The organism is Actinomyces provencensis, assembly GCF_900155435.1.
Classification (GTDB): domain Bacteria; phylum Actinomycetota; class Actinomycetes; order Actinomycetales; family Actinomycetaceae; genus Pauljensenia; species Pauljensenia provencensis.
In genome coordinates, this window is the sequence record NZ_LT700212.1 from 532,410 (window position 1) to 543,553 (window position 11,144).

General features: G+C 71.2%; 10 protein-coding genes and 1 riboswitch. Of the genes, 6 read left to right on the forward strand and 4 right to left on the reverse strand.

What is annotated here, in order from left to right:
* Positions 1 to 280 precede the first annotated feature (280 nt).
* The 3 genes from BQ9890_RS02305 (at position 281) to BQ9890_RS02315 (ending at position 2,978) form a co-directional block, all read left to right on the forward strand.
* Positions 281 to 823: a 2'-5' RNA ligase family protein gene (locus tag BQ9890_RS02305; RefSeq protein WP_075889038.1), complete on the forward strand. Its 543-nt coding sequence runs from the start codon at positions 281 to 283 to the stop codon at positions 821 to 823.
* Positions 824 to 878: 55 nt separating this feature from the next.
* On the forward strand, positions 879 to 2,009 hold the full coding sequence (locus BQ9890_RS02310) for a YihY/virulence factor BrkB family protein (protein ID WP_075889041.1): 1,131 nt from the start codon (positions 879 to 881) through the stop codon (positions 2,007 to 2,009).
* Positions 2,010 to 2,078: 69 nt separating this feature from the next.
* Positions 2,079 to 2,978, forward strand: coding sequence for an alpha/beta fold hydrolase (locus BQ9890_RS02315; RefSeq protein ID WP_075889043.1), 900 nt, complete (start codon positions 2,079 to 2,081; stop codon positions 2,976 to 2,978).
* Here the strand turns inward: BQ9890_RS02315 and BQ9890_RS02320 are convergent.
* Complete coding sequence (locus BQ9890_RS02320; RefSeq protein WP_075889045.1) at positions 2,966 to 3,802, reverse strand: exodeoxyribonuclease III; 837 nt, start codon at positions 3,800 to 3,802, stop codon at positions 2,966 to 2,968. The genes BQ9890_RS02315 and BQ9890_RS02320 overlap by 13 nt on opposite strands.
* Positions 3,803 to 3,963: 161 nt before the next feature.
* Between BQ9890_RS02320 and BQ9890_RS02325 the strand changes: the two genes are divergently transcribed.
* The gene (locus BQ9890_RS02325; RefSeq protein WP_078062178.1) at positions 3,964 to 5,094 is read left to right on the forward strand and encodes a cation diffusion facilitator family transporter; all 1,131 of its coding nucleotides are present in this window, start codon (positions 3,964 to 3,966) and stop codon (positions 5,092 to 5,094) included.
* A gap of 295 nt (positions 5,095 to 5,389) precedes the next feature.
* Positions 5,390 to 5,818 carry a DUF2992 family protein gene (locus BQ9890_RS02330; protein ID WP_075889047.1) on the forward strand — a complete coding sequence of 143 codons (429 nt, stop codon included), beginning with the start codon at positions 5,390 to 5,392 and terminating at the stop codon, positions 5,816 to 5,818.
* A gap of 260 nt (positions 5,819 to 6,078) precedes the next feature.
* Here the strand turns inward: BQ9890_RS02330 and BQ9890_RS02335 are convergent, their stop codons facing one another.
* Together BQ9890_RS02335 and glyA are read right to left on the reverse strand one after the other, a co-directional pair.
* Positions 6,079 to 6,972, reverse strand: a complete 894-nt coding sequence (locus tag BQ9890_RS02335; RefSeq protein ID WP_075889049.1) for a bifunctional methylenetetrahydrofolate dehydrogenase/methenyltetrahydrofolate cyclohydrolase — start codon at positions 6,970 to 6,972, stop codon at positions 6,079 to 6,081.
* Positions 6,969 to 8,261: a serine hydroxymethyltransferase gene (gene glyA / locus BQ9890_RS02340; RefSeq protein WP_075889051.1), complete on the reverse strand. Its 1,293-nt coding sequence runs from the start codon at positions 8,259 to 8,261 to the stop codon at positions 6,969 to 6,971. Before glyA ends, BQ9890_RS02335 begins: the two co-directional genes overlap by 4 nt.
* A 43-nt stretch (positions 8,262 to 8,304) precedes the next feature.
* Positions 8,305 to 8,389, reverse strand: a riboswitch (ZMP/ZTP riboswitch).
* A 312-nt stretch (positions 8,390 to 8,701) separates the two neighbouring features.
* On the opposite strand from glyA, the gene BQ9890_RS02345 reads away from it, so the two are divergent.
* Positions 8,702 to 10,165 carry a sugar transferase gene (locus tag BQ9890_RS02345; protein ID WP_075889053.1) on the forward strand — a complete coding sequence of 488 codons (1,464 nt, stop codon included), beginning with the start codon at positions 8,702 to 8,704 and terminating at the stop codon, positions 10,163 to 10,165.
* Positions 10,166 to 10,361: 196 nt separating this feature from the next.
* On the opposite strand, the gene BQ9890_RS02350 is transcribed toward BQ9890_RS02345, so the two are convergent.
* Complete coding sequence (locus tag BQ9890_RS02350) at positions 10,362 to 11,144, reverse strand: WecB/TagA/CpsF family glycosyltransferase (RefSeq protein ID WP_075889055.1); 783 nt, start codon at positions 11,142 to 11,144, stop codon at positions 10,362 to 10,364.

Here is an 11,144-nt window from a genome sequence, read left to right on the forward strand (position 1 = left end):
TGATGCGTGATGCGCAGCCCCGTCCCTGCATCGGTGCGGAGCCTCCACAATCCTAGAGCAGACGACCTCGGCGAAACGCCGAACGACCGGCGCACATCCGGGACCGCACGCGCACCGTCAACGCGGCCGCCGCCACGCACGGGCCGGGCGCCGACTCCGGGACGCCGACTGCTCCTGCGTCTCCGCCCACCCCTCCGGGCCACTACTATTGGGGGGTTCCCGCGGGCGTGAGGGAGCTCCCGCAGGGGGCCGTCCCCGTCCGACGTCCCACAGGTGGCCCATGTTCCTTCCCCAGCGGTCTCCCGGCCAGGACTGGCTGGGGGTGGTCATCGCGATCCCCGAACCCTGGGTCACCCAACTGACCGAGTTGCGCCTGGGACTGGGCGACCTCCAGGGTTCCCTCGTCCCCGCCCACGTCACCCTGCTCCCCCCGATCCCCGTCCCGAGCTCACGCCGCACGGAGGTGATCCGTCACCTCCGCTCCGTGGCCCAACGGCACCAGCCCTTCCGCATCACCCTGCGGGGGGTGGGCTCCTTCCGCCCGGCCTCCCAGGTCGCCTTCCTGCGGGTCGACGAGGGCGACGACCAGTGCCGCATGCTGGCCGACGACATCCGGACAGGTCCCCTCGACCAACCTCTGCGCTTCCCGTACCACCCGCACGTCACCCTCGCCCAGGACGTGGAGGACCCCGCCATGGACCTGGCCCTGGACGTCGCCGCCGGGTTCGAGGCCTCCTGGATGGTCCAGGGTTTCAGGCTGGACCGCTTGGATCCCACGGGCATGTACTCCTCGATGGCCCTCTTCGACTTCGAGGTGTCCTGACCGCTGCCCGCGCCTGCGACGGGCCGGTTCCGCGCCCTCGCGCTATGTTGGGGAAATGGCTCGCACACCCTCGGATCCCACGGGGACCGGACCCGCACCGACGGCGCACCCCGTCCTGGCACCGGTCGACGTCCCCGGCCTGCGGCAGTCCCTCTCCGTGCCGGGCATGCTCCCCAGGATCCAGGCCCTGGCACTGTGGTGGAAGCGCACCCGGCCCGCGCGGATGCTGGCACGCTACGGTGCACGCAACGGTGGTCTCCTCTGTTCGGGGATGGCCCTGACCGTCCTGCTCTCCCTCACCGCAGCGCTCACCGTCGGGTGGACGGTCTTCATGTCCCTGCTCGGTTCGGACGCCCAGATGCGGTCCGCAGTGGTCGACGCCGTCAACACGGTCTTCCCGGGACTCCTGACGACACCCGAGAGCTCCGGGCTGGTGGATCCCGAGTCGTTGACCACGTCCGGGGTGTGGTCGGTGACCTCCGTGGTCGCCTTCCTGGTCATGGCCTGGTCGGCGATCTCGGCGGTCGGCTCGTTGGGCACCTCGATCCGCGCCATGTTCGGTCTGGTCGCAGTGCCGGAGAACATCGTCGTGGCCACGGCACGCAATGTCGCGGGCGCCCTCGGCCTGGCGTTCTCGCTCGTGGCGGGGGCCGGTCTGGGGATCGCGGTCAACGTCTTCGGCGACTGGACCTTCCGGACCCTCGGCCTGCGCCCGGGGATCGGCGAGGTCCTGCTGATGGGTGCCACCTACGTGGTGTCGATGCTCGTCAACGCCGGTGTGATCGTCCTGGTGGTCCGCGTCGTGTCGGGCATCAGGGTGGTCCGGGGGGACCTGGTGAGCGGGGCCGCGCTGTTCGTCGTCGCCTCGGAGGTCCTGCGCTACCTGGGCACCTCCGCCGTGGGATCCGTGTCGGGGCCCCTGCTCACCACGGCCACTTCCCTGATCACCCTCGTCCTGTGGATCAACCTCCAGGTGCGTGTGATCCTGCTCAGCAGCGCCTGGATGGCGAACCCGCCCACTCCGGTGGCAGTGTCCGACCCACGCTCCGTCCACTACCACGAGCGGCCCAACTACGTGACGCTCAGCGCACCCCGGACACTGGACTGGCCGCACAATGCGATCACCGGCGAGGTCCAACCGGAGCCGCTGCCCCCGGTCAGGACGCAGTCCGCCACGGAACGGTGACGCTCCGGTTGCGGGGACGCGACGCGGGGAAGGGGCCGGACCCGGGACGGCAGGGGTAGGGTCCCGCGCATGACTACACGTCCGGGACTCCACGACGAACGCCACGGCCAGGGCCGTCCCCTGCTCGCCCTCCACGGCGCCGGTGTCGACCACCGGCTCATGTCCGGCTTCCTGGAGACTGTGCTCCCGCACCACGTCGACCTGCTCCGTCTCTACCCGGACCTGCCTGGCATGGGGGCCAGTCCGGGGGTGGGGAGCTCATCCTCCCAGGACGTGCTGGACGCCGTGGACACCTACGTCGAGGACGTCATCGGAGAGACACCCTTCGCCCTGGTCGGTGAGTCCTTCGGGGGCTACATCGCCCGGGCACTGGCCCGGCGCAGGGCGGGACAGGTCCTCGGGCTCGCCCTCGTGTGCCCCATCGGAACGGAGGTCCTCGCCCGGGACCGCCACATCCCCCGCCACGAGGTGCGCCGCAGCGACGACGTCTTCTGGGACGGACTGCGCAATGCCGAGCCTGCAGCGGCTGAGGCCTTCGGTGAGCTGGCCGTCGTCCGCGACCAGCCCACCCACGCCCGTTTCCTCCGCGACATCGCACCCGGACTGGCGGGTGGAGACCCCGACGCGCAGGCGCGCATCGCCGCCGCCTACGAGCTGCCCGCGTCCCCCGAGGACGGTCCGGCACTCGAGGTCCCGACCCTCATCATCACCGGTCGGCAGGACGCGAGCGTGGGGTATCTCGACCAGTTCGCCCTGCTCGACCACTACCCTCACGCCACCTTCGCCGTCCTCGACACGGCCGGTCACAACGCGCAGATCGAGCGTCCGGAGCTCGTGGCCGCCCTCGTCCGGGACTGGCTGGAGCGGGTGGGGGCGGAGGCCGGGTGGAACGGCACCGCCGAGGACGCCACCGGCGCCACCGAGAGCACGGGTCCCGGCGCCGTCGGCGGGGGCCCTCAGAGGTCGTAGTCGATGCTCAGCGGCGCATGGTCGGAGAAACGGGCGTCGTAGCTGCCCGCGCGGTCGATGCGGAACCCCGTGGCCCGGCGCGCCAGCTCCGGTGTGGCGTACTGGTAGTCGATGCGCCAGCCCGCGTCGTTGTCGAAGGCCTTCCCCCGCCACGACCACCAGGTGTAGGGGCCCTGCACCTCACCGGCGAGGTCGCGGGTGACGTCGTGCCACCCCTCCCCCACCCAGGACTGCAGGTAGGCGATCTCCTCGTCGAGGACACCCGCACGCTTGTTGTGGTTGGGCGTCCAGTTCTTGATGTCGGCCCGCGAGCGCACGACGTTGAAGTCCCCTGCCACCAGGGCCTGGCGCCCGCCGGGCTCCTCGGCGTCCGCGAGCAGCTGGGCCATGCGGGTCCCGATGCGCGGCAGGTGGGCCATCTTCGCGTTTTGGCGCGGGGTGCCGACCTCGCCGGAGTGGAAGTAGGCGGAGACCACGGTCAAGGGCGTGTCGAGGTCGAGGTCGGCCTCCAACCAGCGACCCGAGTCGGAGTCCACCTCGGCGTCGTCGAGCTGACCGCGCCACGTCGAGATGCCGCTGCGCACGTCCGCGACCTCCCCGGCGTCCCGGCGCACCGCCACGGCCACCCCGGCGCGGCCCTTGATCCGCGAGGGCACGACAGCCACGTCCCAGGCGTCGCCGAGGAGCGCCCGCGTCGTGCCCTCGTCGGCACGCACCTCCTGCATGAGGAGGACATCGGGGTCCTCGCGCTCGAGCCATTCGCCCAGGCCCCGCCGTGCGGCAGCCCGGATCCCGTTCAGGTTCACCGTGGAGATCGTCGTCATGCCCCCATTGTGCCCGGGGGCGCCCGCAGGTGGGCGATGGAACCGGCGCGCACGTCCCCGTCGTGGCACCGCGCGGGGTCCGCGGGGGGTCGACGAGGGCGGGAGGCCGGGCTATCGTGGACCGGACACGATACCCCCGCAGGGTATTGGGAAGGAGTCTCATGACCACCGGTGAGCAGGCGGCCCACCCCGACAGCTGCTGCGGTGACCTGCCCGCGGAGGATGACGGGGCCCCCACTCCGACAGCGGCCGCCCCGGACTCCGGGATCTCGCAGGACGACGTGGGTCACGCCGATGCGGGGGCAAGCTCCGCCGGGGCCACGGCCACTCCCGACGGTGCCGCTGCTGGCACCGCTGGCACGAGCGTCCACGACCACCACCGGTCCGGTCACGACCATTCCCATTCCCACGCCTCCACCTCACGGTCGCGACTCGCCTGGGCACTGGGGGTCACCGTCACCGTCCTGGTCGCCGAGTTCGTCGGTGCGGTGCTCACGGGATCCCTGGCACTGGCGGCGGACGCGGGTCACATGTTCGTGGACTCCTCGGGACTCGTGGTCGCCCTCGTCGCCGCCCACCTGATGACGCGCCCACGCGACGACCGCCACACCTGGGGTTGGGCGCGCTCCGAGGTGGTCGCCGCCGCCCTCCAGGCCGGGATGCTCGCCATCATCTGCCTCTTCATCGCCTGGGAGGGCATTCAGCGCCTCCTCGAGCCGACACCGGTGGATGCTGGCCCGATGCTGGTGGTCGGTGCCATCGGCCTGGTCGCCAATGTCATCTCCCTGCTGATCCTCTCGGGCGGCAGGGGCGAGTCGCTCAACATGCGGGCGGCCTTCCTGGAGGTCAGCACCGACGCCCTCGGTTCGGTGGCCGTCATCGTGGCGGCCCTGGTCACACTCGGGACCGGCTGGGAGCGCGCGGACGCCGTTGCCTCCCTGCTCATCGCCGCCGTCATGGCGCCGCGCGCAGTCCTCCTGCTCCGGCGCTCGGTGAGGATCCTCATGGAGGAGACACCCGACGCACTCGACCTCGCCGAGGTCCGCGCCCACATGCTCCGGGTCCCCGACGTCGAGGACGTCCACGACCTCCACGCCTCCACCATCGCCACCGGAGTGGTCCAGCTGACCGCGCACGTCACGGTGCCGGACGGGACCACGGGCGCACGTCGCCGCGACATCGTCCACGCCCTCCAGGAGTGCGTCGCCAGCCACTTCCCCGTCGAGGTCGGGCACTCGACCTTCCAGCTCGACAGCCCCGCGCACCGCGACCACGAGGTGCTGCGGCACTGACGCCGGTGCCCGGCCCCGGGACGGGTCCGGGATCGCAACAGGACCTGTCCGGAGCCGGACCGCCCGGGCTCCCCGGGAAGTCCGAGGGCCCTGTGGGACCGGACTCCCGCGCACGGCTCCCGGTCAGGCGTAACATGTGTGCGCTGACGCCCCGAACGCACGGCCCGGCCGGAAGTCCGGGCGGTGCGACCGCGAGGAGGAGCCCATCTCCCCGGACCGCGGCGCTCCCGTCACCACCACCGAGGTGGAGTCCTGAGGTCGTCAGGCATGAATCCGTGCCTGAAGGAGACCCAGCATGTCCACCACATTCACACTGTTCCACGACGGCAGCCTGTGCGTCGGTGTCCTCGAGATCCACGAGGGCGGCACCGTGCGCGCAGCGCGCCACGTGTTCGGCGCCGTCCCCACCGATCCCGAGCTCCACGCCTGGTTCCTGGCCCCCGGTGGAGAACTCATCGACGCCGCGAGGGCCGCTGCTCCTGCAGCGGCAGGTTCCCGGGTCCGGACGACCCCCGCTGCCAACCCCAAACGTGGGGCCCGGGAGGCCGCGCGCAAGGCGCGCCGCGCAGGGCCCGCCACAGCGGCACGGGAGTCCCTCAAACAGTCCCTGTCCGAGCGGGGCGCCCGACATCGCCGGGACAAGCGGGAGTCCCGGAACGAGAAGGGGGAACACCGTCGGGAGGCACGCAAGCTGCGCCAGCGCGCGCATCATCGCGGACACTGATGGCCCCGGGCCCGGTCCCGTCAGGCCCTGCGTCCGTCGGCAACTGTGTCCGTCGGGAACTGGATCGCCCGGCTTCCCACCCCCACGGCAACGACGTGGGGTCTCGGTACCCGGAACGACCCGGATCCGACCTGTCCGGACGTCGAGACCCCACTACGTCGACAGGACGCCGGGGTGGACCCGGGACGGGGCCGGGAACGGTGTCCCGAAACCGAGGGAGGGTGTGCCGGGTCCGTCCGGACCCGGCACACCCCCATGACTCAGACCAGCCGCTCGGCGGCCTCCACGACATTCATCAGGAGCAGGGCGCGGGTCATGGGACCCACTCCCCCAGGGTTCGGGGACAGCCAGGAGGCGACCCCGTCGACCCCGTCGGCGACGTCGCCGTGCAGACGGGCACGCCCGCCCTCGTCGACGACGCGTGAGACGCCCACGTCCAGCACCACGGCACCCGGACGCACCATGTCGGGCGTCACCAGGCCCGCGGCACCGGTGGCGGCGACGACGACATCCGCGCGGCGGGCCTTGTCGGCCAGGTCGCGGGTGCCCGTGTGGCACAGGGTCACGGTCGCATTGACCTCCTTGCGGGTGAGAAGCAGGCCGATGGAACGACCCACCGTCACCCCGCGTCCCACCACGCACACATCGGCCCCGGCCAGGTCGATGCCGTGACGCGTGATGAGCTCGATGACCGCGCGCGGCGTGCAGGGCAGGGGCGAGTCGATCGGACCGGAGCCCCGCAGGACCAGGCGCCCGAGGTTCATCGGGTGCAGACCGTCGGCGTCCTTGGCGGGATCAATGCGCTCGAGCACCGCGTTCGTGTCGATGCCGCGTGGCAGCGGCAGCTGGACGATGTACCCGGTGCAGGCGGGGTCCGCGTTGAGGCGGTCGACCGCGGCCTCGACGTCGGCCTGGGTGGCCGTCGCGGGCAGGTCCACCCGGATGGACTCGATGCCGACCTCCGCGCAGTCACGGTGCTTGCCCGCCACGTACGTCACGGACCCGGGGTCCTCACCCACCAGGACGGTGCCGAGACCGGGGACGACGCCCCGGGCACGGAGCGCCCCCACCCGTTCGCGCAGCTCGTCCTTGATGGCGGCCGCCGTCGCCTTCCCGTCCAGGACGCGCGCGGGCCCCTCCCAGGGAGCCCTCACTGTTGGAGTCCGGCGTAGAGCGGGTGGGCGTCGGTGAGGGTGCGCACGCGGGCGCGCAACCCGTCGACGTCGACGCTCGCCCCGGTCGCACCCTGGACCAGGGCCGTGGCGATGATGTCGGCGACCTCCCCGAAGTCCTGGGCGTCGAAGCCGCGGGTGGCCAGCGCGGGGGTACCGATGCGCAGTCCGGAGGTGACGGCCGGCGGGCGGGGGTCGAAGGGGACGGCGTTGCGGTTGACGGTGATGCCGACCTCATGGAGGAGGTCCTCGGCCTGCTTGCCGTCCAGGGCGGAGTCGACGAGGTCGACGAGCACCAGGTGGACGTCGGTCCCCCCGGTGACCAGCTTGATGCCGGCTGCTGCGGCGTCGGGCGCGCCGAGACGGTCGGCCAGCGCCTGGGCACCTTCGAGGGTGCGGACCTGACGGTCACGGAACTCGGGGGTCTGGGCGACCTTCATGGCGATCGCCTTGGCGGCCACGACGTGCATGAGCGGCCCGCCCTGCTGGCCGGGGAAGACCGCTGAGTTGAGCTTCTTGCCCCACTGCTCACCGCGGGTGGAGAGGATCATCCCGGAGCGCGGGCCACCCAGGGTCTTGTGGACGGTGGTGGTCACGACATCGGCGTAGGGCAGGGGGCTGGGGTGCAGTCCCGCGGCGACGAGCCCGGCGAAATGGGCCATGTCGACCCACAGCGCGGCCCCGACCTCGTCGGCGATGTCGCGGAAGGCCTGGAAGTCGAGGTGGCGGGGGTAGGCGGACCATCCGGCGATGAGGACCTTGGGGCGCTCGCGCAGCGCGACCTCGCGGACCTGCTCGGGTTCGATGCGCTGGGTCTCGCGGTCCACCCCGTAGGCGGTGGCGTGGTAGTTCTTGCCGGAGAAGTTGATCCGCATGCCGTGGGTGAGGTGGCCCCCGTGTGCCAGGGACAGGCCCAGCACGGTGTCACCGACATCGGCCAGTGCCATCAGCGTCGCGGCGTTGGCCTGTGCGCCCGAGTGGGGCTGAACGTTGACGTAGTCGGCACCGAAGACGGCCTTGGCGCGCTCGATCGCCAGGGACTCGGCGACGTCGACGAACTCGCAGCCACCGTAGTAGCGACGCCCGGGGTAACCCTCGGCGTACTTGTTCGTCAGGACGGAGCCCTGCGCCTCCAGGACGGCCCGGGGGACGAAGTTCTCCGAGGCGATCATCTCCAGCGTGTTGCGCTGGCGGTCGAGCTCGTTGTCGAGGACGGCCTGGATCTCCGGGTCGAGCTCGGCCAGGGACAGGTCATTGAGGGAATCACTCATGGGTTCTCCAGATCAGGTTCGGCAGGGAGTGGCACCCTGCTGATCCTGGGGCCCAGGCGGGCGGCCCCAGCATCCGATCGATCGCTCCCCGGTGGTCACCCACCTGTTCGCCAGTCACGACACCGTCACAGTAGCGCAGCCGGGACTCCCCCGTCCCGGGTGTCCCGCACCTCGGGCGGGCTGGGGTGCAGGGGATGAGGGCGGGGACCTGCGCCCAAAATCGGACCCCGAGCCCGTGCTGGACACCGCCCGCCACCCTGCCAGCATGTCAACGAGGTCATGCAGAATCGCCCAGTTCACCGCATCCGTGGGCGTGTCGCGGAAAACCGTGGCAGGGTATACTTCAAACCTTGTTGCAAATCATGAAACATCCACGGGATGTGTCACACACCAGCATAGAGACGGAGACATGGATGTCATCTATCCTGCGCGCCCAGCGAGTGAGCTCACTGCCCGCCACCATGCGTCACCTCGTGCGACCGACCACGCCGCGCTTCATACTTCTCGTCTCACTCGCCGACCTCGCAGCAATCATGGCTGCGGTCGGGATCGGACACCTCATTCCAGTCGGTGCCATCGGCTTCGACGCCTCCCACTCGATCGACGTCGTGCCTCCTCCCGGGGAGGGGCTCTTGTCGGTGGGGATCATCGCCCTGTGGCTCCTCAGTCTGCTGTTCCTGCGCACCTACGGGGAAGCGGCACTGGGTCCCCTGGCCCGCCAGGCCGACACCGCGGCACGGGCGACGGCCCTCTTCCTGGGCACTCTCGCGATGATCAGCCTGCTCCTCCGCATCCCCCTGGACCGCGGAATCTTCCTGGTCGTCCCTCCCGTCGGCCTCGCGTTGATCCTCCTGGGTCGCGTCGTCTGCCATGGCGTGCTGGTACGGGCGCGCGCCACGGGGCACCTGGTCCGCAGGGCCGTCACCCTGTCAGGAGGTGCACAGGCGGAGCTCCTCGGGACGCAGATCCGTCGTCATCCCGAGCTCGGTCTCGCCCTCGTCGGCACCCTCGCGGCGCCCGCCGGCCCCGACTCCGGGCCGTCCCCGCTGTCGACCTCCGACACCACATCGGTGATCCGCGCGATGCGCGAGCTCGACGCCGACACCCTCCTCGTCCCCATGACACAGGCCGGCGTGGACGCCGGATGGTTGCGGGACCTGCGCTGGGACCTGGACGCACACGGGATGCGCCTGGTGGTGGTGCCACCCCTCAGCGGAGTGAGTGGGGAACGGATGGCGCTGAGCGCAGGTGACGACCTCGCCCTGATCCACGTGGCCACGCCCGCCTTCTCGGGGGCGAAGTACGCGTTGAAGCGCACCTTCGACATCCTGGCCTCCAGCGTGGGGATCCTCCTGCTCATCCCCGTGTGGATCGCGATTGCCGTCGTGGTGAAGTCCGGCGACGGCGGACCCGTCGTCTTCCGGCAGGAGCGGGTGGGGCTCAACGGCCGGCGCTTCCCGATGTTCAAGTTCCGCACCATGGTTCCCGACGCGGAGGCCGTCCTCGCCGCCCTGCAGCGGGAACAGGCCCGGGACGCCGGCAACACCGTCATGTTCAAGATGCGTGACGACCCCCGGATCACACGCCCGGGACACGTGCTGCGGCGCTTCAGCCTCGACGAACTCCCGCAGCTCTTCAACGTCTGGTTGGGCCACATGAGCCTCGTGGGTCCCCGGCCGCCGCTGCTCCGCGAGGTCGCCGGGTACGAGGACATGGTCCACCGCAGGTTCCACGTCCGGCCGGGGATCACGGGTCTCTGGCAGACGAGCGGACGGTCGAACCTCTCCTGGGAGGACACCGTGCGCCTCGACCTCTACTACGTGGAGAACTGGACGATGAGCCGTGACCTCCTGATCCTGCTGCGCACCTTCCGTGCCGTCGTCTCCAAGGACGGAGCGTACTGAGCGACAGCCCCCGTCCCCGGCCTCTCCCGGCCGGGGACGGCGTGCGTGCGGGCGGGTGCACGGGATCCACGGGTGCCCGGGCCCGGCGGGAGCAGCACTGGCACCCCGGTTGCGGGGGGACTGCTCGCACCGCACACACGGCACCGCCTTCGGGAGACCCGGAGGCGGTGCCTGTCCTGACGGGCGGGTCAGGACGTCATGTGGCGCCACCCGCGAGGGCGGCGCGTCGGTCGAACCCCAGCTCCGTGAATGTCCCGCCCAGCGCCACCTTACGCTGGACCAGACCACGTGTGCGTCCCACCAGCGCGAGTGCGTCGGTGGTGTAGCGGCCCAGGAGGCGCCGTGGTTCATGGGCGATCCGCCAGGCCCACCCGAGGCGCAGGCTGTGGATCCAGTCGGGGAAGTACTGCTCGGAGCGGGCGAACTGGTCGATCCATCCCCCGGCGGTGCACACCGTCGCACGGGGCAGGACCGCATGCACCTCGGCTGCGACCTCCTCCTGCAGTCCGGCTCCCAGCCCCACGACGACCAGGGCGGGGTCGAAGTCGACCAGGACCGAGGGATCCTCCCTCACCGAGGAGAGCTCCTCGAAGCCGTCCAGGGCCAGGACCTCCCGGGGGGCGAGCCTCTCTGCTGCCTGTCGGGCGACACCTGGAGCCGCGCCGAGCAGGACCACACGTGCCCGGGGCGGGAGCACCCGCGAGAGGAGCACCGGGAGCACCAGGTCCGCGGACGTGCGGCCCACGATGTGCCCGTGGCGTCGGAGCACCAGTTGCAGGAGGGTGCCGTCGACCCCGACCAGGTGCATGTGACCCATGGCCTCCCAGTCCGCGTGCTGGATCGACCAGTGGTTCAGCCAGGTCACCACCACACCCGGATGGGACATCTCCCGGGCGAACCGGACGAGGATCCCGTCCTCGTCACGTCCGTCCCCGTGCGCACCGGGTGCCGACACCGGCCCCGACGTGTTCACTGACAT